This is a genomic window from Roseomonas sp. SRI_022, from assembly GCF_057586215.1.
The window spans coordinates 40,932-62,955 of record NZ_JBYCZL010000012.1 but is presented as its reverse complement, the minus strand read 5'-3'; the positions used below and the strand labels follow the sequence as shown (position 1 = coordinate 62,955).

Genomic DNA, 22,024 nt, shown 5'->3' with positions numbered 1-22,024 from the left:
CGCCGCGTCGCGCCCAATGATCGGACCGCAGGCGCTACCGCCCAGGAAATGGGCATCGTCTGGGCAGCCGTGGAGTCGCCAGCCCCGTCCGGCGCGGCACGCCGGTTGCTTGCCGTCCCGTCATGAGCGCCATGACCCAGGCCCCCGATCGCGGTGGCCCCGCCCAGCCCCTCCTGAACGTGACGGGGCTGGTGAAGCATTTCCCCATCCGCGGCGGGCTGCTCGGCCGGCAGGTCGCGGAGGTGCGCGCGGTGGACGGGGTGGACCTGACCATCCTGAAGGGCGAGACGCTCGGCATCGTCGGTGAATCCGGCTGCGGCAAATCCACCACCGCCCGGCTGCTGATGCGCCTGATGGACCCCGACGCCGGGGAGATGGTCTTCGATGGCGAGTCGGTCGGCGGCAACGACCAGACCGGCGGCATCGCGCTGCGCGACTATCGCCGACAGGTGCAGATGGTCTTCCAGGATTCCTACGCCTCGCTGAACCCGCGCCTGACCATCGAGGAGACCATCGCCTTCGCGCCCAAGGTCCATGGCGTCTCGGCCTTCGAGGCACGGGAACGCGCGCACGACCTGCTCGCCGCCGTCGGCCTCGCGCCAAAGCAGTTCGCCCAGCGCTATCCGCATGAGCTTTCGGGCGGCCAGCGCCAGCGCATCAACATCGCCCGCGCGCTCGCGCTGCAGCCGCGCCTGGTGATCCTGGACGAGCCCGTCTCCGCGCTCGACAAATCGGTCGAGGCGCAGGTGCTGAACCTGCTGATGGACCTCAAGGAGAAGTTCGGCCTCACCTACGCCTTCATCAGCCACGACCTGAACGTGGTGCAGTACATCTCGGACCGCGTGCTGGTGATGTATCTCGGCAAGGTCGCCGAGCACGGTCCGGTCGAGGAGATCTACGAGCGTCCCGCGCATCCCTATACCCGCGCGCTGCTCGCCTCCCGCCCCTCGATGGATCCGGCGAAGCGCCGTACCGAACCGCCGCTGACCGGCGACCCGCCCAATCCGGTCAACCCGCCCTCCGGCTGCCGCTTCCGCACCCGCTGCCCGATGGCGGAGCCAGTCTGCGCTGCGCGCGAGCCTGTCGCGGCGACGCTGTCGAATGGGCATGAGTCGGCCTGCCACGCCGTGATGCCCGGGTCCGGCCATACGCTGGCGGCGAGGATGGCGGCATGAGCGCGGCGTTGAAAATGGACACCGCCACGCCGCTGGTTCGCGCCCGCGACCTGTCGGTGCGCTTCGTCAACCGCGACACCACGGTGCATGCGGTGAACGGCGTCGATCTCGACCTGGCACAGGGGGAGGTGCTGTGCCTGCTGGGTGAATCCGGCTCGGGCAAGTCGGTGACGCTGCGCGCGCTGATGAAGCTGCTGCCGAGGCAGGCGAAGGTCGGCGGCAGCATCGAGGTCGTCGGCCGTGATGTGCAGGCGATGAACGAGGGCCAACTCTCCGCCTTCCGCGGCGGCGACGTCGCCATGATCTTCCAGGAGCCGATGACCGCGCTCGACCCGGTCTTTACCATTGGCCGGCAGATCGCGGAGGCGGTGCAGCGCCATGAAGGCGCATCGCGCGCCGCGGCCGATGCGCGCGCCCTGGAATTGCTGGAGCTGGTGCAGATTCCTTCAGCGAAGCGCCGGCTCGCCGCATACCCGCATGAGTTGTCCGGTGGCCTCCGGCAGCGCGCAATGATTGCAGTCGCGCTCGCCTGCAAACCGAAATTGCTGCTGGCGGACGAACCGACGACCGCGCTTGACGCGACGGTGCAGATCCAAGTGCTGCTGCTACTGCGTGAGTTGCAGGAAAAGCTCGGCATGGGCGTCATCTTCGTCACCCACGACCTTGGCGTGGCGGGCGAGATCGCCGACCGGATCGCCGTGATGTATGCCGGGCGCGTGGTCGAGGAAGGCCCGGTGCTGCCCTTCATGGCCGGCCCGCTGCATCCCTATCCGCAAGGCTTGCTGGGCGCGACGGTGCATGCCGGCATGCGCGGCAAGCGGCTGACCACCATCCCCGGCGCGCCGCCGAGTCTTGAGAAGGTGCCCGCCGGTTGTGCCTTCGCCCCGCGTTGCGCGCTGGCCGAGCAAGATTGCCTCGACACCGTTCCGCCATCGATCGCGAAGGGGGGCGGGCGGACCGTTCGCTGCATCAAGGTCGGCGCTGCCTGATGCGGCTGCGCGCGAACGCTTGCCGAACGCTCACGACATGGTCATGTATTGCGCGTTCGCGGGCGGGCTCACGATGAAGACTGTAACACAGGTGGCGATCCTTGCCGTTCTGGGCGGGGTAGGCGCGGGCTGGCACTACTATGGTGAACAGCTCGGGCTGCGTCCGCCGCTCGAGGTGATCGGGCTCGTGCAGGCATCCCAGGCCGGCGCGGCACGTGGCAGTGGGGCGGGTGGCCCGGTCGGCGTGATCGTCCAGCCGGTGCGCGTCGCCCCCGTTATCGAACGGGTCGAAAGCGTCGGCACGGTCCGCGCCCGCGAGGCCGTCACCATCACCACCAAGGTCGCCGGCATGGTCGAGGCGATCCGCTTCACCGAAGGCGAACGCGTCGAGGCCGGCGCCACGCTCGTGCAACTCGATGCCGCGGCGTTGCGCGCGGAACTCGACCAGGCCCGCGCATTGCTTGATGACGCGCGCAACCAGCTGGTGCGCGCCCGCCAGTTGCAGCCCGGCCAGACCATCGCGGCCCAGCGGCTGGAAACGCTGGAAGCCATGGCCCGGCAGGCGGAAGGCCGCGTCCGCCAGGCCGATGCGCGGCTCGAGGAACTGCGCGTGATCGCGCCCTTCGCCGGGCGCGTCGGGCTGCGTCAGGTCAGCCCCGGGGCGCTGATCCAGCCGGGCACGGTGATCACCACGCTGGACGACACCGCCCGCGTGCGCGTCGAATTCTCAGTGCCCGAGGTCTATCTCGCCCGCATCCGCGTCGGCAGCGGCGTGGCGGCGCGCAGCAGCGCCTATGGCGCGCGGCGCTTCGATGGGCGGGTCGCGTTCATCGACACCCGCATCGACCCGGCCACGCGTTCCGTGCGCGTGATCAGCGAATTCGACAATGCCGATGAGGCACTCCGCCCCGGCCTGTTCCTGACCGTGGAACTGGTGCTGGAGGAACGCGAGCGCGCGCTGCTGGTCGCCGAGGAAGCGATCGACCCGGTCGGCGACCGCGCCTTCGTCTTCGTCGTGCGCGACGGGCGCGCGCGGCGGCAGGAGGTGAAGCTCGGCCTGCGCCTGCCCGGCGAGGTCGAGGTGCGCGAGGGCCTCAATGCCGGTGAGCCGGTGGTGGTGCGCGGCGTCCAGCGGCTGCGCAATGACATCCCCGTCCGGGTCACCGAAACCCTGACACGGCCCACGAGCTGAACGGGGCGAGGCGGTCATGGTTCTCTCCGACGTCTCGATCAAGCGCCCGGTCTTCGCGACCGTCATCTCCCTCATGCTCACGGTGCTCGGCATCTTCGCGCTGATGCGCATGCCGATCCGCGAATACCCGGCGATCGACCCGCCGATCATCCAGATCACCACCACCTATCGCGGCGCCTCGGCCCCCGTGGTGGACAGCCAGATCACCGAGATCCTGGAAGGCGCCGTCGCGGGGATCGAGGGCATCAAGTCCATATCCTCCCAGTCGCGCGACGAACGCAGCCAGATCACGCTGGAATTCCGCCTGACGCGCAATGTCGACGCAGCGGCGAACGATGTGCGCGACAAGGTCGCCCGCGCGCTGGCGCGCCTGCCGGAACAGGCCGACACGCCCGTCGTCGCCAAGGTCGATGGCGACAGCCGGCCGATCCTGTGGATCGCGCTGGCATCCGAGCGGTTGACGCCCCTCGACCTCACCGACCTCGCGCAGCGGCGCATCGTCGATCGGCTCGCGATCGTCGAGGGCGTCGCCCAGGTGCTGATCCAGGGCGAGCGGCGCTTTTCCATGCGCGTCTGGCTCGACCGCCAGGCGCTGGCCGCGCGCAACCTGACGGTGCAGGACGTCGAGGACGCGATCCGTCGCGAGAATGTCGAACTGCCGGGCGGGCGCATCGAAAGCACCAATCGCGAACTGACCGTGCGCACCGACAGCCGCATGTCGCGCCCCGAGCAGTTCCGCGAAATGGTCGTCACCCGCGGCGCGGGCGGCGCCCAGGTGCTGTTAGGCGAGGTCGCCCGCATCGAGGTCGCGGCCGAGGACACCCGCGGCGGCTACCGCATCGGTGGCCGCCCGGCCATCGGGCTCGGCGTCCTGCGCCAGTCCACCGCCAATACGCTGTCCGTTGCCAATGGCGTGAAGGCCGAGATGGAGCGCATCCGTCCGACGCTGCCGGAGGGCGTGGACACCGTCATCGGCTATGACGAGAGCCTGTTCATCAGCCAGTCGATCTTCGAGGTGGAACACGCCCTGATGATCGCCCTGGGGCTGGTGATCAGCGTCATCTTCCTGTTCCTGCGATCGGTGCGTGCCACCATCATCCCGGCGGTGGCGATCCCCGTTTCGATCATCGCTTCCTTCATCGCCATGGCGGCGCTCGGCTTCTCGGTGAATGTGCTGACGCTGCTGGGGCTGGTGCTGGCGATCGGCCTCGTGGTGGACGACGCCATCGTGGTGCTGGAGAACATCCATCGCCGGATCGAGGAGGGCGAGGAGCCGCTGCTCGCTTCCCTGCTCGGCGCGCGGGAGATCGCCTTCGCGGTCATCGCGACGACGCTGGTGCTGATCGCGGTCTTCGTGCCGCTGTCCTTCATGGGCGGCAATACCGGCCGGCTGTTTACCGAATTCGGCCTCGCGCTCGCGGCCTCGGTGCTGTTCTCGGGGCTGATCGCGCTGACCTTGACGCCCATGATGTGCTCCAAGCTGCTGAAGGCGCATCAGGGCGAGACCTGGTTCGTGCGTGTGACCGAGCCCTTCTTCCTCGGCATGAACGCGACGCTGCGCTGGACGCTGGACCGGGCGCTGCGCGCGCCGCTGCTGGTGATCGGCGCCTCGGGCCTGCTCTGCGCCCTCGCGGTCGTGCTCTACGGCGTGCTGCCCAAGGAATTCGCGCCCACCGAGGATCGCGGCGTGGTCATCATTCCGACCACCGGGCCCGAGGGTGCCTCCTTCGGCTACACCATGGAGCATGTCACGCAGATCGAGCGGCTGTTGCAGCGCTACGTGGACAATGGCGAGGCGGCGGCGGTGTTCTCGACGGTCGGCGGCTTCCAGCGGCCGGCGGTCGGCAACGTCGCCAACATCTTCATCCGCCTGTCGCCTTGGGCTGAGCGCAGCCGCACGCAGCAGACCATCGCCGCCGAGGTCTTCCCCCAGATCGCCGCCATCCCAGGCGTGCGCGGCTTCGCGCTGAACCCGCCTTCGCTCGGCGCGCGTGGCTTCCAGCCGCCGGTGCAGTTCGTGATCGGCGGGCCGGACTACGACACGCTCGTGCAGTGGCGCGATCGGTTCCTTGAGCGCGCACGGGAGAATCCGCGCCTGCTGAACCTCGATCACAACTTCAAGGAGACGAAGCCTGAGGTGCGCGTCGAGATCGACCGCCGCAAGGCCGCCGACCTCGGCATCTCCATCGCCGCGGTGGGCCGCACCATCGAGACGATGATGGGCTCGCGCGAGGTGACGACCTATGTGGTCGGCGGGCAGGAGTACAAGGTGCTGCTGCAGGCGCCGGACAGCCTGCGGATCTCGCCCTATGACCTGCAGAATGTCTTCGTGCGCACGGCATCCGGCGGGCTGGTGCCGCTGTCGAATGTGGTGACGCTGTCCGAACGCGCCCGCGCCCAGACGCTGGCGCGCGAGGACCGGGTGCGCGCCATCACCATCACCGCCTCCCTCGCGCCCGGGTATTCGCTGGGCGACGCGCTGACCTTCCTCGATGGCGTCGCGCGGGAGGTGCTGCCGAGCGACGCGCGCATCTCCTATCGGGGCCAGTCGCTGGAGTTCAAGGAATCCTCGGGCGCGCTGTACGTCACCTTCGCCATGGCGCTGCTGGTGGTGTTCCTCGTGCTCGCCGCGCAGTTCGAGAGCTTCATCCACCCGCTGGTGATCCTGTTCTCGACCCCGCTCGCGGTCACCGGCGGGCTGCTGGCGCTGTGGTGGACGGGCCAGTCGCTCAACGTGTTCAGCCAGATCGGCATGATCCTGCTGATCGGGTTGATGGCGAAGAACGGCATCCTTGTCGTGGAATTCGCCAACCAGCTGCGCGACCGGGGCCTGAGCATCCGCGATGCCGTCCTCGAAGCCTCCGTGGTGCGGCTGCGGCCGATCCTGATGACCTCGATCGCGACGGTGCTGGGCGCGGTGCCACTGGCCGCGGCGACGGGGGCGGGGGCGGAAAGCCGCCAGGCGCTCGGTGTGGTGATCGTGGGCGGCATCACCCTGTCCACCTTCGTCACGCTCTACGCGGTGCCGGCGCTGTACCTGCTGCTGGCCCCCTACACCAAGCCGATCGGGGCGATCGCGGCGAAGCTCGCGGATCTGCAGGCCCGCCAGGGGACCGATGGCGGCCACGGCCACGGGCCGCAGCCGGCGGAGTGACGAGCCGGGCCGGAGAGGCTAGCCTCCGGCCGATTGTTTCCGAATCACGGGAAGGATGTCCGTATGACTGAGGCACGGCGCGCCGCCGCGGGGCGCACGGGGGGCAAGCTGCTGGCGGATGCGCTGGTGGCGCAGGGTGTGACGCACGCCTTCTGTGTGCCTGGCGAATCCTACCTCGACCTTCTCGATGGCCTGTATTCGGTGCGCAACCGCCTGCAACTGGTGACCTGCCGTTTCGAGGCCGGCGCCGTCCACATGGCGGAAGCCTACGGCAAGCTGACGGGCAAGCCGGGGGTGGCCATTGTCACACGCGGGCCCGGTGCCTGCCACGCCGCGATCGGCGTGCATGTCGCCTTCCAGGATTCCACGCCGCTGGTGCTGCTGGTCGGCCAGATCCCGGTCGATGAGACGGATCGCGAGACCTTCCAGGAAGTCGACTACCGCCAGATGTTCGGCCCGCTCGCGAAGTGGGTGACGCAGATCGACGATGAGAAGCGCATCCCCGAATTGATGGCGCATGCCTTCGATGTCGCGACGTCGGGCCGTCCCGGCCCGGTCGTGGTGGCGATCAGCGAGGAGATGCAGAAGCGTCTCGCGAACGTCCCCGACATCGGCCCGGCCGAGGTGTTGCCCGCGAACCCTTCGCCCGAGGCCATGCCGCGGGTGATGAAGATGCTGGGCGAGGCGAAGAAGCCGCTCGTGATCCTTGGCGGTTCGCGCTGGACCGAGCAGGGTCGCGCCGATATCCGCGACTGGCTGCTGGCGAACGACCTGCCGGTTTCGGTAGCCTTCCGCCGCATGGGGCTGTTCGACGGAACCTCGCCGAACTATGTCGGCGACCTCGGTGTCGGCGCCGATGGCGGGCTGGTCGCCAAGGCGAAGGAAGCCGACCTGATCCTCGCCATCGGCACGCGCATCGGCGAGCCGGTGAGCCAGGGCTACACGCTGCTGGACATGGCCGGCGCCACGCCAATCATCCATGTCTATCCGGACCAGGCGGAGATCGGGCGCGTCTATCGCCCGGCGCTCGGCATCGTGTCGGAGGTGAACGCCTTTGCTGCCGCGGCCAAGGCCGCCGGCGCGGTGAAGAAGCCGGCCTGGGCCGCCTGGACGAAGGAACTGCGTGCACTGCGCCTCGCCCAGGCCAAGCCGCAGGATTACGAGGGGCCGCTCAACCTCGCCACGGCCCTGCAGGCGCTGGAGAAGGAACTGCCCAAGGACACGATCTTCACCACCGACGCCGGCAATTTCGCGACCTGGCCGAACCGCTTCATGCATTTCAGCGAGAAGCAGGACTTCCTTGGGCCGACCAACGGCGCGATGGGGTATTCGGTGCCGGCGGCGATCGGCGCGAAGATCACCCATCCGGACCGCACGGTGATCTGCTTCGTCGGCGATGGCGGCTTCATGATGACGGGGCAGGAGATCGCGACGGCGTTCCACCATTCGGTCAACCCGATCATCCTGGTCTTCAACAACCAGATGTACGGCACGATCCGCATGTACCAGGAACGCGCCTATCCGCACCGCGTCTCCGGCACCGCGCTGACCAACCCGGATTTCGCGAAGTTCATCGAGGCCTTCGGCGGCCATGGCGAGATCGTCGAGACGACGGACGAACTGGTGCCGGCGGTGAAGCGCGCCATGGCGTCCGGCAAGCCGGCGATCGTCGAGGTCCGCACCAACCCCGAGCAGGTGACGAACCGCGCGACCATCGCGGACCTGCGCGCACAGGCGACGAAGGCGGCGGAAGGCGCGGCGGCTGCGGCCCCCGCGCAGGCAAGCCGCACCCCGGCGCCGCGGCGGACCGGGCCGCGCATCCGCTGATGAATCAGGGCGAGGTCGGTGTCGCGCCGACCTCGCGCAGGACTTCCTCGGCCGTGCGCATCGCGGCGATCGCGGCGGGGAAGCCGGCATAGGCGCAGGAATGGGTGATCACCTCTGCGATCTCCTCCGGCGTGCAGCCATTGTTGAGCGCGCCGACCAGATGGCCGCGCAATTCGTGATGCTGGCTCATCGCCACGAGCATGCCGATCGTCACCATGCTGCGTTCACGGCGTGTCAGCGTGCCGCGCGTCCACAGGGACGCGTAGGGAAATTCCTCCGACAGGTGGCGCAGGGACTGGTTCAGCGACGTGGTGCTGGCGTCGCGCTTGGCCATGTAGGCATCGCCGAGCACGTCGCGCATCGCCTGCCGGCCGGTGGATTGCAGCGCGTCATGCGCAGCCTTGTCGATCATCGCGTATCCTCCTGCGTGATGGTGCGGGAGCATAGACGCGGGGGCGCGCGATGACGAAGACGCTGCTGATCGTCTTCCATTCGATGACCGGCGGGACGCGGCAGATGGCGCAGGCCGCCGCACGCGCGGCGGAAGGCGAGGGCGTGGCGGTGCGGCTGCTGGAGGCGCGCGACGCGACGGCGGTAGACGTGCTCGCCTCGGATGCCTTCATCTTCGCGACGCCCGAGAACCTCGCCGCCATCGCGGGGATGATGAAGGACTTCTTCGACCGCACCTATTACGCCGCGCTCGGCCGGATCGAGGGGCGCGCCTACGGGCTGATGGTCTGCGCCGGCAGCGACGGCACCAACGCCGTGCGGCAGGTGGCGCGCATCGCCACGGGCTGGCGGCTGCGCGCCGTGGCGGAGCCGATCATCGTCTGCACCCATACGCAGACGCCGGAAGCCATTCTCGCGCCCAAGGCCATCGGACGCGATGACATCGCACGCTGTGAGGAACTGGGCGCGACGATCGCGGCGGGGTTGGCGATCGGGATGTTCTGATGAAAGGTCGAGGGGCGCCGCCCCTCGAGCACCCCGGCAGGAAACTCAGTTTCCTGTACCTTCGGGCGATTGCTGCGCAATCGGATGCCAGCCGATCCAGTCGCGGAAGGCGCCACCCATCACGCGTTCCAGAGCAGGGCCGCTCAGCCAAGGCAGTTCCTCGGTGAACAGCGTGATGCACTGCTTCCACGAGCACGGCATGCGCGTGATGTCCGTGCCCCAGAAGAAGCGATCCGGGCCAAAGGCATCGTACAGGCGATGCAACCCGTCATGGATGTCGCGGAAGGGATAGCCCTGCTGCGAGTAGCCCGGCGCGCCCGTCGCCTTCAGCGCGACATTAGGCAACCGTGCCAAGGCCGTCACAGCTTCCACATCGGCGAAGGCTGCCGCACCCTTTTCATGCCGGATCAGCCCGCAATGATCGATGATCAAGCGCAGCCGCGGATGCCGCTCGGCGATGCGCCCGAATTCCGGCAGGAAGCGCCAGGCCATGGTGGCGATCGGCAGGCCCTCCTCCTCCGCGGCCGGCCACAGCCAATCGAGCGTGCCATCGCAAGGCCAGGTCTTCTGATCCGCGCGGATCAGCGGATAGCGCAACCCGCATTGCCCCGGCCGGTCCCGCCAGCCCTTCAGCAGCGCGCGGCTGGTCTCGGGCTGGTCCAGCGGCACCTGGCCGAGCACGGCGAAACGGTCCGGGTATTTCGCGGCGGCGGCTTCCGCCAGCGCATTGGCGTCCGGATCCCAGGAGACCGGCGGATGGATCACCGCGCCATCGACGCCGGCCTCGGCCATCTCGGCGAGCAGCTCGTCCACCGTGAAGGCGGAGACCTGGCGATGGTCGCTGCCGGGCGTGCCGCTGGCCCAGATATGCACCTGCGCGTCGATGATCTTCATGCTCAGGCTCCCGGCAACTTCATGGCGGAGAAGCGGTTGTCCATGTGCTCGATCTCGAGGAACCCGGCATCGGAACCGAAGGCCTTGTAGATCGGGAAGGTCTTCAGCACGGCGAGTGTCGCCGCACTCTCCAGCGGCGAGATGAAGGAACAGTCGAGATCGAGGAAATGCTTCTGCCGTGTCCAATGCGCGAGTTGCGTCGCGGACAGCGCGAAGAATCCGGCATGCGGGTTCAGCGCGCGGCGGAAGGCGACCGGCGCGCGGCCCGGCATGGGCAAGTGCAGGAAATCCTCATCCGGCAGGGGCGCGCGCCAATGTTCCGTCGCTCCGGGGCGCAGATCGCCATCGATCCAGGTCTTGAGCGTCGGCCCCGCCGGGTTCCATTCGAAGCGGTTCGGCATCAGCAACCGCTTCCAGCCGAAGGCGTCCTGGAAGGCGCGCAGCCGATCGACGACGCCGGGATCGGCGATGCGCAGATCGTCCTCGGAATAGCAGAACAGGTCGTAGGCATTGCGCGTCTCGGCGAACAGGCGATGGGCGGCGAAGCCAAGCATGCGCGGATTCTCGACCGGCACCTTCACATGGCGGACGCCGCGCGCGCGGGCGAAATCCTCATCAAGAAGATGATCGGTGCCGTTGGTGATGACGCAGATATCGAGGCCATCGACCGCTCCGCGCAACCGGTCGAAGCGCTTGGTCTCGATGTTCAGCGTGGTCGTCGCGCCCAGGTTGCCGCGCCAGGAATCGATCGCCCGCCGCAGCACCGCTGCGCGCTGGTCGCGGCGGCGCTCGTCGGTGGAGGAATGGCGGGTCTCCGCCTCCCCCTTGAAGTAGTGCACCAGGGCGAGAAGGACGCGCATCAGCGCCCGACCGCGTAGCCCTGCATGCCGCGCGGATTGGCGCCGGCGCGGATGGTGCCGTCCGCCTCCCGTCGCGCGCCGGTCAACCGGCCTTCGGACCATTCCCCGCCCATTTCCGCGACATGGCCGCGCGCGAGCAGGTCTGTCAGCACCTCCGGCGCATAGCGCCCTTCGATCACCGCCTTGCCGGGCTTCGCACCGCGCGGCCAGAAGGAGCTGATCCAGTGCTCCGAATGGAAGGAGGGCAGGTCGATCGCCTGCTGGATGTTCAGCCCGTGATGGATCATGCGCATCAACATGATGGGCTGCCACTGGTCCTGCTGCTCGCCGCCCGGCGTACCGAAGGACAGCCAGGGCTTGCCGTCCCGCAGCACCATCGACGGCGACAGCGTGGTTCGCGGCCGCTTCCCCGGCTGCAACCCGTTCGGCAGCGTCTCGTCCAGCCAGAACATCTGGCAGCGGGACCCGAGGCAGAAGCCCAGTTCCGGAATCGTCGGGGAGGATTGCAGCCAGCCGGCGGACGGCGTGGCGCTGACCATGTTCCCGTCCTTGTCGATCACATCGACATGGCAGGTATCGCCGCCGGAAGCGCCGAGCCGCGACACGGTCGGCTCGCCCGAACCCATCGCCGCGGCGAGTTCCTTGGACCGCCGGATCGCCGCCGCATAGTCGGTGCGCGGCACCAGCCCATCCGGGCTGCCGGGGCGGAAGTCCATCGACGCCTTCTCCCCGACCAGCGCGCGGCGCGCATCGCTGTAGGCCGGCGAGAGAAGAGTGCTCATCGGCACATCGACGAATTCGGGGTCGCCGTAGAAGGCCTCGCGATCGGCGAAGGCAAGCTTCTGCGCCTCGATGACATGATGGACGAAGTCCGCACCCACCGGGTCCATCGCGCCCACGTCGAAGCCCGCCATCAGCGCCATGGTCTGGAGCATCGCCGGCCCCTGGCTCCAGGGGCCGCATTTCAGGACGGTATCGCCGTGGTAGTCGAGCGTCGTCGGCGCCTCGATCCCCGCCGACCAGCGCGCCATGTCATCGGCGGTCAGCACACCCTTGTTGCGGCGGCCGGAGGTATCCATCGCCTCGGTGGTCGCGACAAAGCGGCCGATCGCCTCGGCGACGAAGCCGCGATACCAGGCGGCGCGGGCGGCATCGACCTGCTTCTCGCGGCTGCCGCCGGCGGCCTCGGCTTCCTTCACCACGCGCTCGTAGGTGTCGGCCAGCACCGGGTTGGCATAGACGCCATTCGGTTCCGGCCCGCCATTCTTCAGCCACAGCGCGGCGGAGGTCTTCCATTCCGCCTCGAAAAGCGGCCGGACGCTTTCGATCGTCGCGCGGATGCGTGGGACCATCGGCGCGCCGTGGCGGGCATAGCCGATCGCGTAGGACAGCACGTCCCGCACGGACCACGTCCCGTGGTCGCGCAGCATCAGCATCCAGGCGTCGAAGGCGCCGGGGACAGGTGTGGCGAGCAGGCCGGTGCCGGGCATGATGTCCATGCCCAACTGGTCGCGCACCAACCCCACCGTCAGGCCAGAAGGCGCCGGCCCCTGGCCGCAGATTACCTGCTGTGACCCCGTCCGCACGCTGTGCAGGATGATGGGGCAGTCGCCGCCCGGGCCGTTCAGATGCGGCTCGACGATCTGCAGCGCGAAGCCGGCGGCGGCGGCGGCGTCGAAGGCATTGCCGCCGCGTTCCAGCACCGACATGCCGACCTGACTGGCGATCCAATGCGTCGAGGCGACGGCCCCGAAGGTGCCGATGATTTCGGGACGGGTGGTGAACATGCTGGGCGCCTCCTTGGCGGGGAAGCCGATCATCTCCAGCGAGGTGACGGACATCGGCCTTGGTCCTCGGTCTTGTGCTTCGGTTCGTCGCGCAGCAAAGGGGGCGCGTCAATCCTGCGGGAGCGAAGGGCGATGCTGGTGGCGGTGGTGGGCCCTTCCGGGGCGGGCAAGGATACGCTGATGGGTCTTGCCCGCGCGCGCCTGGATGGCGATACGCGCTTCCGTTTCGTCCAGCGTGCCATTACCCGCCCGGCCGAAGCGGGCGGGGAGGCGCATCGGCCGCTCGACGTCGTGGCCTTCGATACCGAACGCGCCGCCGGCGCCTTCGCCCTGCACTGGGGCGCGCATGGCCTGTTCTACGGCATTCCGCGCGACATCGCGGCGGACCTCGCCGCGCGGCGCGTGGTGGTGGCGAACCTGTCGCGCGGCGTGCTGGCCGATGCGGCGCAGCACTTTCGGCTGCGCGTGCTGGTGGTGACAGCGCCCGTCGCGGTGCTCGCCGCGCGCCTCGCCGCGCGCGGGCGCGAGACGGCCGAGGACATCGCCGCCCGCCTCGCGCGCGAGATGACGCTGTCACCAGGCCTCGACGTGGTCACCGTGATGAACGACGCGACGCCGGAAGACGGCGCCGCGCGCGTCGTCGCCGAGCTTACCCGCGCAGCGGAAGACGCTCGGCGATCGTGAAGGGGGCGCCGGGCGCCGGCTGAACGAACAGGCTGACCGCCGCCACGCGACGCGTGCGTGCCGGCACATCGCCGAGGAATTCCGTCACCGCCGGCATCAGCACTGCCTTCTCCTCGGGGGCGAGGCGCCGCGTCAGCGTGACGTGGAAGCGCCATTCCTCGAAGACATAGGGGTAGCCCCAGCGAGTCAGATGGTCCCGCTGCACCTCGGTCAGGCGTTCAGGTCGGCGGCGGGCGACCTCGGCCGCATCGGGCGGCGTGCGGTGGTCGTCCAGCGCCGTCACACAGGCATCGGCGAAGGCGTTGAGCGCCGGGCAGGGGGCGTCCTCGCGCAGGGCGAGGAAGCCATCGAGGTCATGCACAGACAGCGGCGGCAACTCGAAGGGTGCGGTGCGCGCGGCCAGTTCCGCCGTCGCGTCCCGCGCCGCCGCATAGCCATTGGCCAGCCGGAAGGGCGGCTTCAGCGTCGCGTGCAGCCCATAGCCGCGCGGATCGGCGGTGGCCTGCGCGACGTCGATGCCGTCCACCGCCGGCTGCGCCAGAGCCGCCCCGGTCGCGGCGTCGCGGCCGAGCCAGGTGCTGCCGCGCTCATGCAGCGCGTCCTCTTCCTCCGGTGCCCAATATAGCGCGAGCCGGTAGGGCGTCATGCGACGCGGCTGCCCTCGCGCCACACCCGGCGCACCACCGGGATGTCCTGCACCGGGCGGACCTGCACGAGATCGGCGCGCAGCCCTGCCTCCAGCCGGCCGCGATCGGGCAGATGGGCCATGCGGGCTGGGGCCTCGGCGATCATCGCGACCGCCGCAGGCAGGGTGATGCCAGTCTGCTCCACCGTGCGCCAGGCGGCCTCGATCATCGATGCCGGGACGTAGTCGGAGGCGAAGGCGTCGGCCGCACCCGCGCGCACCAGGTCGGCGGCGGCGACATTGCCGGAATGGCTGCCGCCGCGCACGATGTTGGGCGCGCCGGCGATCACCGCGACACCGGCATCGCGCGCCGCCTCGGCGGCTTCCATCGCCACCGGGAATTCGCTGATGACGATGCCGTCGGCGAGGTTGCGGCGTACCTCCTCGGCCGAATCGTCGTCGTGGGAGGCGACCGGCAGGTCGCGATGGCGGATGCGGTCGAGCAGCCAGCGGCGCTGCGGTTCGCGCAGGCGTTCGCGCTGCGCCAACAGCTCCGCGATGCGGCCCTGGACCTGCTCGACCGTCATGCTGGTCTGCTTGCGGCGCATCGTGACGTAGCGCGGGATGTCGCGGTACTGGCCGACGCCGGGCGAGTGATCCATCAGGCTGACCATGCGCACCAGCGGATGATCGGCGACCGGGTCCATCGCGGGCACCATGTCGGCGGCGGGCATTTCGCAGCGCAGGTGCAGGAAATGCTCTGCGCGCATCACACCAGCGGCGGTCAGCGCGTCGAGATCGGCCACGCCGTCGAGGAAGGTCTGCCCGCGCCCCTGGTCGAAGCCAAGGTCGCCGAGGCAGAGCGCATCGAACACCGTGGTCACGCCGGCGGCCGCGCATTGCGCGTCATGCGCGATCATCGCGGAGCGTGACGGCCAGCGGGCATTCTGCCGCGGCTGCACCTGGCGCTCGAGGTTGTCGGTATGCACATCGACCACGCCCGGGATCAGGTGATCGCCCTCGAGGTCGCGGGCCGACAGCGCATGGCTGCGGCCCGGCTGCACATCGGCGATGCGCCCGTCGCGGATCACCAGCGTGCCGGCAATGGCCTCCCCGGGCAGGACGAGGATGGCGTTGGTCAGGATGGTCTCGTCGGTCATGCGGCGTCCTGTTGGGGAAGCACGTCGAACAGGCGGTCGGCCACGGCCTCGCGCACCTCGGCATCGTGGAAGATGCCGATGATGGCGGTCCCTTCCGCCTTCGCCTGGTTGATCAGGGAGATCACGATGGCGCGGTTGGCGGCATCGAGGCTGGCCGTGGGTTCGTCCAGCAGCAGCACCGGGTAGCCCGGCGCGAAGCCGCGGGCAAGATTCACCCGTTGCTGCTCGCCGCCCGAGAAGGTCGCCGGCGGCAACGCATGCAGGCGGTCGGGAAGGTTCAGGGTGCGCAGCAGAGCGGTGGCGCGCACCAGCGCGTCCTCGCGGGCCACGCCGCGGGCGACCAGCGGCTCGGCCACGATGTCGCGCGTCGCGACGCGTGGGATGACGCGCAGGAACTGGGAGACATAGCCGAGCGTCTCCCGCCGCGCCTCGATCACCGCGCGCGGATCGGCGGTGACGAGATCGAGGTCGGCCCCGCGATGGCGCAGGATGATCCGCCCCGCGCCGGCGCCGTAATTGCCGTACAGGCATCGCATCAGGGTGGACTTGCCCGCCCCGGATGGTCCCCACAGGGCGACGCATTCGCCCGGATGCACGGCGAGATCGACGCCGCCGAGGACCGGGATATGCGTCCCGCCCTGGAGGTGCAGGGTGAAGGCCTTGCCGAGGCCGTCGGTGCGCAGGGCGGGGGTCATGCCGCGAGCACCGAGGACACGAGCAACTGCGTATAGGGATGCTGCGGGTCGTCCAGCACCCGGTCGGTCAGCCCCTGTTCCACCACCTGGCCGCGCCGCATCACCAGGATGCGGTCGGCGAGCAGCCTGGCGGCCGCGATGTCATGCGTCACGATCAGCACCGAAAGCCCCAATTCGCGCGACAGCGACCGGATGAGGTCGAGCAGGCGTGCCTGCACCGACACGTCCAGCCCGCCGGTCGGTTCGTCCATGAAGACCAGCCTCGGATGCGTCACCAGCGTGCGGGCGATCTGCAACCGCTGCTGCATGCCGCCCGAAAAGGTGCGCGGCAGGTCGTCGATGCGTGAGGCATCGATCTCGACGCGCGACAGCCAGGACAGCGCCTCCGAGCGGATATTGCCGTAGTGGCGCGCGCCGACAGCCATCAGCCTTTCGCCGACATTGCCGCCGGCCGAGACTGCCAGCCGCAGCCCGTCGCGCGGGTTCTGGTGGACGAAGCCCCATTCCGTGCGCATCAGGCGGCGGCGCGCGGCCTCGCCCATCGCCAGCACATCCTGGCCGCACCACTGCACGCTGCCGGCATCCGGCTCCATCATGCCCGACAACACGCGCAGCAGCGTGGTCTTGCCCGAACCCGATTCACCGACGATGGCGACGACCTCGCCGGCGGCGACGTCGATCGCGACGTCGATCAGGGCGGGGATGGCACCGAAGCGCAGCGTCAGGCCCTTCGCTTCCAGCAGGGGGGTCAGGCCGGCGGCCTGCGGGGCATGTGTCATTCGGCGGCCTCCTTCGCGGCGTCCGCCTGGCGTTCGGCGCAGAAATCGGTATCGGAGCAGACGAAGAGCCGCCCGCCCGCATCGTCGGTGATCACCTCGTCCAGATAGGTGTCCCGGCTGCCGCACAGCGCGCAGGCATGCGGGGCGCGGATCGGACGGAAGGGATGGTCCTCGAAATCCAGGGACCGCACATCGGTGTAGGGCGGGATGGCATAGATGCGCTTCTCCCGCCCGGCGCCGAACAATTGCAGCGCCGGCATGCGGTGCATCTTCGGATTGTCGAAGGCCGGGATGGGCGAGGGCGACATCAGGTAGCGGCCATTCACCATCACCGGATAGTCATAGGCCTTCGCGATATGGCCGAGCCGGGCGATGTCCTCATAGAGCCGCACATGCATCAGCCCGTAGTCGGCCAGCGCATGCAGGCGCTTGGTCTCGGTGCGGCGCGGTTCCAGCTTGAACAGCGGCTCCGGCTGCGGGACCTGGTAGACGATGATCTGGTCCTCGCGCAGTTCACGCTCCGGAATGCGGTGGCGGGTCTGGACGATGCTCGCTTCCGCGGTTCGGTCCGTCACCGCCACGCCGGCGGTGCGGGTGAAGAAGCGGCGGATGGAGATTGCGTTGGTCGTGTCGTCCGCACCCTGGTCGATCACCTTCAGCGTGTCGGCCGGGCCGAGGATCGCCGCCGTCACCTGGATGCCGCCGGTGCCCCAGCCATAGGGCAGGGGCATCTCCCGCGCGCCGAAGGGGATCTGGTGGCCGGGGATGGCGACAGCCTTGAGCAACGCGCGGCGGATCATCCGCTTCGTCGCCTCGTCCAGATAGGCGAAGTTGTAGCCCTCTAAAGTCCCGCTCATTCCGCGGCCTCCTGCATCGCCTGTTGGGCCGTGCGGCGGATGGTGCGCAGGTTTTCCAGTTCGCTCTGGAAATCGACGTAGTGCGGCAGCTTCAGATGCTCGACGAAGCCGGTCGCCTCGATGTTGTCGGAGTGATAGAGCACGAATTCCTCATCCTGCGCCGGGGCGGTGATGTCCTCGCCAAGTTCGCGTGCGCGCAGGCCACGATCGACCAGCGACATCGCCATCGCGCGGCGCTCGCCGTGGCCGAAGACCAGGCCGTAGCCGCGGGTGAACTGCGCGGGCTCGGTGCGGCTGCCCTTGAACTGGTTGACCATCTGGCATTCGGTGATGCCGATCTCGCCGAGTTCGATCGGGAAGCCGAGTTCCGGCGGCGTGAATTCCACCGCGATATGCCCGACGCGGATCTCGCCGACGAAGGGGTGCGCATTGCCGTAGCCGCGCTGCGTCGAGTAGCCGAGCGCGAGCAGGAACCCTTCATCGCCGCGCGCGAGATTCTGCAGGCGCACCGGCCGTTTCGCGGGGAAGGCGAGGGGCTGGCGCGTCAGGTCGCCCGGCTCGCCATCCGGCGTGGGTTCGCGCTGCATCAGCCCTTCACGGGCCAGCAACTCGGTCACGCGCGGCACCGCGGCGACGGCCGCCGGCGCTTCCGGCGCGGCGGCGGGCGCCCCGCCTTCCGCCGCCAGCGCGAAGTCCAGCAGGCGATGCGTGTAGTCGAAGGTTGGCCCCAGCACCTGGCCGCCGGGCAGGTCCTTGTAGGTCGCGCTGATGCGCCGGCGCAGCCGCATGCGCGACGTCTCCAGCGGCTCGCTCGCACCGAAGCGGGGCAGGGTGGTGCGATAAGCGCGCAGCAGGAAGGCGGCCTCGATCAAATCGCCCTTGGCCTGCTTGATCGCCAGCGCGGCGAGGAAGCGGTCATGGCAGGACCCTTCCGCCATGACGCGATCCACCGCGAGGCCCATCTGCTGTTCGATCTGCGTGACCGTCAGTTCCGGCACGGTGGGGTCGCCGCGCCGCGTCTCGTCCAGCCAGGCATGGGCGGCGCTGATCGCCCGTTCCCCGCCCTTGACCGCGACATACATGCTTCAGCCCTCCGCGATCGTGACGCCGCGGGGCAGGGCAGCGAGCCGGTCCCCCGCGCAGAACACGACATCGACGCCGCGGGGAAAGCCCGCGCGGTTCTTGACCCAGGCCGCCACGAACCCGGCCGGCGCGCCATCGACGAGCAGGCGATGCTCGGTCTCGATGCCGGGGCCGGTCAGGCGCCAGCCTTCCCCTTCGGCGAGGCCGGCGACCTGGATCACCAGCGTGGCGCCGCCCTGCGGTTCCTCCTCGCTGCCCTGCGCCAGGGCGGACAGCGCCGGCGCCGTACCGGTCGCCAGCACGAAGGCGGCGCTCGCGGCGGCTTCCAGCGGCATCCCGCAATGGAAGCGCAACCAAGCCTCTGCCTCCGGGCTGGCATCATGAGCGAAGCCGGTATCGGCATCGGCGAGCGTCAGCAGCACGGCCGCCGCCGCCTGGTTCAACGGCGCGGGCGGGCGCAGCGCAGCGCCGGCACGTTGGATGCGGCCCGGGCGGCTCATCGCCTCCAGCACCGCACGGAAGGCCGACTGCGCGTCGAGGACGGGGTCGGTGAAGCCGGGGGTCAGGATGTTCATCGTGTCGTCTGCATCGCCAGGAAATCCACTCGCGTCGCCGCGGCGCGGCGTGCTTCCGCGTCGCGCGCCGCCTGCTGGCGCCGGGCCAGCGGCGCGATCACGCCATCCATCAGCGCGTCCCGCCGCACCGGGTCCTGCAACGCCGCATCGACCAGCGCGGCGAGCTCCGCCTGCCGCTTGTCGCGTCCGGCGACATAGGCGTGGCCAACTGCATCCCCGAGCCGCACGGCGCAACGCGTGACGGTCATCTCGCCGAGGTTGAAGCCCGCGCCGTCGCCGCCGGCACGGCCGCGCACCATCACGAGGCCGGTCTCGGGCGGGCGCAGCCTTTCATGCGGCGGCAGGGCGGGCAGTGGGGCGAGGAGGGCGGCGATCGCCTCGGCCTCGGCACGGGCGAGCACTGCCATCCAGTGGCGGCGCTCGGGGTCGGGATGGGGTGCGTTCTGGGTCATCGGATTTGTCTAGACAGTTAGACGTCCATCCGCCAGAAAGTCCACACGGATATCCCACGGACATGACCGGTGATGGTTGAAGTTTCGATGACAGGGGCGCCGCTGGCGCGCGGGCAGGGTGTCGCGCTGTGGCGCCAGATCGCCGCGACCATGGAAGGCGAGATCGCAAGCGGCACCAAGGCCGCCGGCGAGCGCCTGCCAACGGAGGCGGCACTGACGACGCGCTTCGGCGTGAACCGGCACACGGTGCGCCGCGCGCTTGAGGACCTGGAGGCGCGCGGCCTGATCCGCGTCGAGCAGGGCCGTGGCGCCTTCGTCGCCGAGGACGTGGTCGATTACCGGCTCGGCGCGCGCACCCGCTTCTCGGAACTCGTGCGCGGGCAGAACCGCGAACCGGCCGGGCGCATCCTGCGCATCGGCGAAATCCCGGCTGAGACGCAGCTCGCCGAGGCGCTCGGCATTCGCCGCGGCCGGCATGTGCTGCGCATCGACCGGCTCGGTCTTGCCGATGGGCGGCCGGTGGTGCTCGGTGCGCATCACCTGCCGCTGCCGCGCTGCGCGGCCGCCGCCGATGCGCTCGAGACCAAGCCATCGATCACCGCAGCGCTCGAGGCCTGCGGCATTCCGGACTACCGGCGCCATTCCTCCCGCATCACGGCGCGCCTGCCGACGCCGGAGGAAGCCGATCTGTTGCAGCAATCCCGCTCGCGTCCCGTGCTCGTCGCGGAATCCCTCAATGTCGATCCGGCGGGACAGCCGGTGGACTGGACCATCGCGGTCTATGCCGCGGGGCGCGTGCAATTGGTGGTGGAGCCCTGAGCGCATGGACTGGACATTGACCAACGGCAACGTTCTGCGGGACGGGGCCATGGAGGCGGGTGCGCTCGCCCTGGCGGACGGCCTGGTGGCCGAGGCTGCGCCAGGGGGTGCCGGGCGCTTCGACGCCTCGGGCCTGCTGGTGCTGCCGGGCATCGTGGACATCCATGGCGACGCGCATGAGCGGCAATTGCAACCACGGCCGGGCGTGGACCTGCCGGTCGGTCTGGCGCTGCGGGATTCCGCCGCGCAGCTGATCGCGAGCGGCATCACCACCGCCTATCTTGGCGTGACGCTGTCCTGGGAGCCGGGGCTGCGGTCCCTGGCCGCGTGGCGCGCGCTGAAGGCGGCGCTGCCGGCCGCGCGCGCGAAGGCCGCGACCGACCTGCGCGTGCATCTGCGCTTTGAGGCCGACAATTTCGACGCGCTGGAGGATGCGCTGGATGGCATCGCCGACGGGTCGGTGCATCTGCTCGGCTTCAACGACCACACCATGGCGATCGTGAAGAAGCTCGGCGATCCCGTGCAGACGGCGAAATATGCCGGGCGCGCGGGCATGGGCGCGGGCGACTTCCGGACCCTAGCCGAAGGCGTGGCGGCGCGGCGGGACCAGATCCCGGCCGCGCGCGAACGTCTCGCCGCAGCGGCGGCCGCGGCGGGCATCCCGGTGCTGAGCCATGACGACGCGACGCTGGACGATCGCGCCCATTACCGGGCCTTCGGCGCCACGATCTGCGAATTCCCGATGGCCGAGGCGGTCGCCGCCGATGCCCGCGCGGCGGGCGAGCATGTGGTGATGGGCGCGCCCAATGTGGTGCGCGGAGGCAGCCATCTCGGCTGGGCGTCGGCCGCGCCGCTGGCGGAACGCGGCCTCGTGACGGTGCTCGCCTCCGACTATGTCTGGCCGGCGATGCTGGAAGCCGCCTTCGCGATGGTGAAGCGGGGCGTGCTGGACCTGCCGCGCGCCTGGGCGCTGGTCTCCGCCAATCCCGCCGAGGCTTGCGGCCTGCACGACCGCGGGCGGCTGGCGCCCGGCTTGCGGGGGGACGTGGTCGTGGTGGACCCGGCGGTGCCGGCGCCGGTGGCGGTGTTCGCGGCCGGGCGGCTGGCCTGGCTCGCGCCGGGGGCGGCAGGTCGTATGGCGGCGTAGCGCCGCCTAGGCCGGCTTGCGTGGGGTGTCAGCCGCGCCCCACGCGCTTGCGGCCGAAGGGGGCGAGGGGTTTCTGCGCTTCTGCTGCGACGCAGCCGAGTTCCGGGAAGATGCCCTCCGACAATCGGGTCATCTCCAGCGCCGCTTCCAGCCTTTCGCACTCCGCGCGGGCGGCGCGGTGTCGTGCCTCGGCAGCCTCGAGCGCGCGGGACGCGGCCTCGAGTGCAACACATGCCAAGACGTAGGCGTCCCTTTCCCGCCCGGCCATCCATGAGCCTCCTGCTATTGGGCCCGAGGGCCGGGCGGCAGTCTAGCC

The 22,024-nt window shown here is 69.8% G+C and carries 22 protein-coding genes; 9 read left to right on the top strand and 13 right to left on the bottom strand.

Annotation, left to right across the window (positions count from 1 at the left end):
• Window positions 1–131 precede the first annotated feature (131 nt).
• The 5 genes from AC2YHJ_RS13845 (at window position 132) to AC2YHJ_RS13825 (ending at window position 8,337) form a co-directional block, all read left to right on the top strand.
• Complete coding sequence (locus AC2YHJ_RS13845) at window positions 132–1,175, top strand: ABC transporter ATP-binding protein (RefSeq protein ID WP_487396647.1); 1,044 nt, start codon at window positions 132–134, stop codon at window positions 1,173–1,175.
• Window positions 1,172–2,164, top strand: coding sequence for an ABC transporter ATP-binding protein (locus AC2YHJ_RS13840; RefSeq protein ID WP_487396646.1), 993 nt, complete (start codon window positions 1,172–1,174; stop codon window positions 2,162–2,164). Before AC2YHJ_RS13845 ends, AC2YHJ_RS13840 begins: the two co-directional genes overlap by 4 nt.
• Before the next feature lie 73 nt (window positions 2,165–2,237).
• Window positions 2,238–3,356, top strand: a complete 1,119-nt coding sequence (locus AC2YHJ_RS13835) for an efflux RND transporter periplasmic adaptor subunit (RefSeq protein ID WP_487396645.1) — start codon at window positions 2,238–2,240, stop codon at window positions 3,354–3,356.
• Window positions 3,357–3,372: 16 nt separating this feature from the next.
• On the top strand, window positions 3,373–6,510 hold the full coding sequence (locus tag AC2YHJ_RS13830; protein ID WP_487396644.1) for an efflux RND transporter permease subunit: 3,138 nt from the start codon (window positions 3,373–3,375) through the stop codon (window positions 6,508–6,510).
• A gap of 63 nt (window positions 6,511–6,573) precedes the next feature.
• Complete coding sequence (locus AC2YHJ_RS13825; protein ID WP_487396643.1) at window positions 6,574–8,337, top strand: thiamine pyrophosphate-dependent enzyme; 1,764 nt, start codon at window positions 6,574–6,576, stop codon at window positions 8,335–8,337.
• A 4-nt stretch (window positions 8,338–8,341) separates the two neighbouring features.
• On the opposite strand, the gene AC2YHJ_RS13820 is transcribed toward AC2YHJ_RS13825, so the two are convergent.
• Window positions 8,342–8,749, bottom strand: a complete 408-nt coding sequence (locus AC2YHJ_RS13820; RefSeq protein ID WP_487396642.1) for a carboxymuconolactone decarboxylase family protein — start codon at window positions 8,747–8,749, stop codon at window positions 8,342–8,344.
• Between the two features lie 50 nt (window positions 8,750–8,799).
• Between AC2YHJ_RS13820 and AC2YHJ_RS13815 the strand changes: the two genes are divergently transcribed.
• Entirely contained in the window at window positions 8,800–9,291 is a 492-nt protein-coding gene (locus AC2YHJ_RS13815) for a flavodoxin family protein (RefSeq protein ID WP_487396641.1), read from the top strand.
• Window positions 9,292–9,336: 45 nt separating this feature from the next.
• Here the strand turns inward: AC2YHJ_RS13815 and AC2YHJ_RS13810 are convergent, their stop codons facing one another.
• Genes AC2YHJ_RS13810 through AC2YHJ_RS13800 form a run of 3 tightly spaced genes read right to left on the bottom strand, consistent with a single transcriptional unit; the run spans window position 9,337 to window position 12,886 of the window.
• The gene (locus tag AC2YHJ_RS13810) at window positions 9,337–10,185 is read right to left on the bottom strand and encodes an amidohydrolase family protein (RefSeq protein ID WP_487396640.1); all 849 of its coding nucleotides are present in this window, start codon (window positions 10,183–10,185) and stop codon (window positions 9,337–9,339) included.
• 2 nt (window positions 10,186–10,187) lie between these two features.
• The gene (locus AC2YHJ_RS13805; RefSeq protein WP_487396639.1) at window positions 10,188–11,045 is read right to left on the bottom strand and encodes a hypothetical protein; all 858 of its coding nucleotides are present in this window, start codon (window positions 11,043–11,045) and stop codon (window positions 10,188–10,190) included.
• Window positions 11,045–12,886 carry a gamma-glutamyltransferase family protein gene (locus AC2YHJ_RS13800; RefSeq protein WP_487396638.1) on the bottom strand — a complete coding sequence of 614 codons (1,842 nt, stop codon included), beginning with the start codon at window positions 12,884–12,886 and terminating at the stop codon, window positions 11,045–11,047. Before AC2YHJ_RS13800 ends, AC2YHJ_RS13805 begins: the two co-directional genes overlap by 1 nt.
• 78 nt (window positions 12,887–12,964) lie before the next feature.
• On the opposite strand from AC2YHJ_RS13800, the gene phnN reads away from it, so the two are divergent.
• The gene (phnN, locus tag AC2YHJ_RS13795) at window positions 12,965–13,516 is read left to right on the top strand and encodes a phosphonate metabolism protein/1,5-bisphosphokinase (PRPP-forming) PhnN (protein ID WP_487396637.1); all 552 of its coding nucleotides are present in this window, start codon (window positions 12,965–12,967) and stop codon (window positions 13,514–13,516) included.
• On the opposite strand, the gene AC2YHJ_RS13790 is transcribed toward phnN, so the two are convergent.
• Genes AC2YHJ_RS13790 through phnG form a run of 8 tightly spaced genes read right to left on the bottom strand, consistent with a single transcriptional unit; the run spans window position 13,482 to window position 19,742 of the window.
• Window positions 13,482–14,162, bottom strand: coding sequence for a DUF1045 domain-containing protein (locus AC2YHJ_RS13790; protein WP_487396636.1), 681 nt, complete (start codon window positions 14,160–14,162; stop codon window positions 13,482–13,484). The genes phnN and AC2YHJ_RS13790 overlap by 35 nt on opposite strands.
• Complete coding sequence (locus AC2YHJ_RS13785; protein WP_487396635.1) at window positions 14,159–15,301, bottom strand: alpha-D-ribose 1-methylphosphonate 5-triphosphate diphosphatase; 1,143 nt, start codon at window positions 15,299–15,301, stop codon at window positions 14,159–14,161. Before AC2YHJ_RS13785 ends, AC2YHJ_RS13790 begins: the two co-directional genes overlap by 4 nt.
• Complete coding sequence (gene phnL, locus AC2YHJ_RS13780) at window positions 15,298–15,996, bottom strand: phosphonate C-P lyase system protein PhnL (protein WP_487396634.1); 699 nt, start codon at window positions 15,994–15,996, stop codon at window positions 15,298–15,300. Before phnL ends, AC2YHJ_RS13785 begins: the two co-directional genes overlap by 4 nt.
• A complete protein-coding gene (gene phnK, locus AC2YHJ_RS13775; protein WP_487396633.1) occupies window positions 15,993–16,775 on the bottom strand; it encodes a phosphonate C-P lyase system protein PhnK in 783 nt (260 codons plus the stop codon). The genes phnL and phnK overlap by 4 nt, the downstream gene beginning before the upstream one ends.
• Window positions 16,772–17,632 carry an alpha-D-ribose 1-methylphosphonate 5-phosphate C-P-lyase PhnJ gene (locus AC2YHJ_RS13770; RefSeq protein WP_487396632.1) on the bottom strand — a complete coding sequence of 287 codons (861 nt, stop codon included), beginning with the start codon at window positions 17,630–17,632 and terminating at the stop codon, window positions 16,772–16,774. The genes phnK and AC2YHJ_RS13770 overlap by 4 nt, the downstream gene beginning before the upstream one ends.
• On the bottom strand, window positions 17,629–18,714 hold the full coding sequence (locus AC2YHJ_RS13765; protein ID WP_487396631.1) for a carbon-phosphorus lyase complex subunit: 1,086 nt from the start codon (window positions 18,712–18,714) through the stop codon (window positions 17,629–17,631). Before AC2YHJ_RS13765 ends, AC2YHJ_RS13770 begins: the two co-directional genes overlap by 4 nt.
• A gap of 3 nt (window positions 18,715–18,717) precedes the next feature.
• Window positions 18,718–19,290: a phosphonate C-P lyase system protein PhnH gene (phnH, locus tag AC2YHJ_RS13760; protein WP_487396630.1), complete on the bottom strand. Its 573-nt coding sequence runs from the start codon at window positions 19,288–19,290 to the stop codon at window positions 18,718–18,720.
• Window positions 19,287–19,742 carry a phosphonate C-P lyase system protein PhnG gene (gene phnG / locus AC2YHJ_RS13755; protein ID WP_487396629.1) on the bottom strand — a complete coding sequence of 152 codons (456 nt, stop codon included), beginning with the start codon at window positions 19,740–19,742 and terminating at the stop codon, window positions 19,287–19,289. The genes phnH and phnG overlap by 4 nt, the downstream gene beginning before the upstream one ends.
• Before the next feature lie 87 nt (window positions 19,743–19,829).
• Between phnG and phnF the strand changes: the two genes are divergently transcribed.
• Together phnF and AC2YHJ_RS13745 are read left to right on the top strand one after the other, a co-directional pair.
• A complete protein-coding gene (phnF, locus tag AC2YHJ_RS13750) occupies window positions 19,830–20,561 on the top strand; it encodes a phosphonate metabolism transcriptional regulator PhnF (protein ID WP_487396628.1) in 732 nt (243 codons plus the stop codon).
• Window positions 20,562–20,565: 4 nt separating this feature from the next.
• The gene (locus AC2YHJ_RS13745; RefSeq protein WP_487396627.1) at window positions 20,566–21,708 is read left to right on the top strand and encodes an alpha-D-ribose 1-methylphosphonate 5-triphosphate diphosphatase; all 1,143 of its coding nucleotides are present in this window, start codon (window positions 20,566–20,568) and stop codon (window positions 21,706–21,708) included.
• A 28-nt stretch (window positions 21,709–21,736) separates the two neighbouring features.
• Here the strand turns inward: AC2YHJ_RS13745 and AC2YHJ_RS13740 are convergent, their stop codons facing one another.
• Window positions 21,737–21,946, bottom strand: a complete 210-nt coding sequence (locus tag AC2YHJ_RS13740; protein ID WP_487396626.1) for a hypothetical protein — start codon at window positions 21,944–21,946, stop codon at window positions 21,737–21,739.
• Window positions 21,947–22,024 lie beyond the last annotated feature (78 nt).

Excerpts from the sequence above, each read along its gene's own strand:
- AC2YHJ_RS13810 (WP_487396640.1), bottom strand. The coding sequence starts at position 10,185 with ATGAAGATCATCGACGCGCAGGTGCATATCTGGGCCAGCGGCACGCCC.
- phnH (WP_487396630.1), bottom strand. The coding sequence starts at position 19,290 with ATGAACATCCTGACCCCCGGCTTCACCGACCCCGTCCTCGACGCGCAG.
- AC2YHJ_RS13790 (WP_487396636.1), bottom strand. The coding sequence starts at position 14,162 with ATGACGCCCTACCGGCTCGCGCTATATTGGGCACCGGAGGAAGAGGAC.
- AC2YHJ_RS13765 (WP_487396631.1), bottom strand. The coding sequence starts at position 18,714 with ATGTATGTCGCGGTCAAGGGCGGGGAACGGGCGATCAGCGCCGCCCAT.
- AC2YHJ_RS13835 (WP_487396645.1), top strand. The coding sequence starts at position 2,238 with ATGAAGACTGTAACACAGGTGGCGATCCTTGCCGTTCTGGGCGGGGTA.
- AC2YHJ_RS13845 (WP_487396647.1), top strand. The coding sequence starts at position 132 with ATGACCCAGGCCCCCGATCGCGGTGGCCCCGCCCAGCCCCTCCTGAAC.
- AC2YHJ_RS13815 (WP_487396641.1), top strand. The coding sequence starts at position 8,800 with ATGACGAAGACGCTGCTGATCGTCTTCCATTCGATGACCGGCGGGACG.
- AC2YHJ_RS13840 (WP_487396646.1), top strand. The coding sequence starts at position 1,172 with ATGAGCGCGGCGTTGAAAATGGACACCGCCACGCCGCTGGTTCGCGCC.
- AC2YHJ_RS13805 (WP_487396639.1), bottom strand. The coding sequence starts at position 11,045 with ATGCGCGTCCTTCTCGCCCTGGTGCACTACTTCAAGGGGGAGGCGGAG.
- AC2YHJ_RS13820 (WP_487396642.1), bottom strand. The coding sequence starts at position 8,749 with ATGATCGACAAGGCTGCGCATGACGCGCTGCAATCCACCGGCCGGCAG.
- phnL (WP_487396634.1), bottom strand. The coding sequence starts at position 15,996 with ATGACCCCCGCCCTGCGCACCGACGGCCTCGGCAAGGCCTTCACCCTG.
- AC2YHJ_RS13825 (WP_487396643.1), top strand. The coding sequence starts at position 6,574 with ATGACTGAGGCACGGCGCGCCGCCGCGGGGCGCACGGGGGGCAAGCTG.
- phnF (WP_487396628.1), top strand. The coding sequence starts at position 19,830 with ATGACAGGGGCGCCGCTGGCGCGCGGGCAGGGTGTCGCGCTGTGGCGC.
- phnG (WP_487396629.1), bottom strand. The coding sequence starts at position 19,742 with ATGACCCAGAACGCACCCCATCCCGACCCCGAGCGCCGCCACTGGATG.
- AC2YHJ_RS13770 (WP_487396632.1), bottom strand. The coding sequence starts at position 17,632 with ATGAGCGGGACTTTAGAGGGCTACAACTTCGCCTATCTGGACGAGGCG.
- AC2YHJ_RS13800 (WP_487396638.1), bottom strand. The coding sequence starts at position 12,886 with ATGTCCGTCACCTCGCTGGAGATGATCGGCTTCCCCGCCAAGGAGGCG.
- AC2YHJ_RS13745 (WP_487396627.1), top strand. The coding sequence starts at position 20,566 with ATGGACTGGACATTGACCAACGGCAACGTTCTGCGGGACGGGGCCATG.
- AC2YHJ_RS13785 (WP_487396635.1), bottom strand. The coding sequence starts at position 15,301 with ATGACCGACGAGACCATCCTGACCAACGCCATCCTCGTCCTGCCCGGG.
- AC2YHJ_RS13830 (WP_487396644.1), top strand. The coding sequence starts at position 3,373 with ATGGTTCTCTCCGACGTCTCGATCAAGCGCCCGGTCTTCGCGACCGTC.
- phnK (WP_487396633.1), bottom strand. The coding sequence starts at position 16,775 with ATGACACATGCCCCGCAGGCCGCCGGCCTGACCCCCCTGCTGGAAGCG.
- phnN (WP_487396637.1), top strand. The coding sequence starts at position 12,965 with ATGCTGGTGGCGGTGGTGGGCCCTTCCGGGGCGGGCAAGGATACGCTG.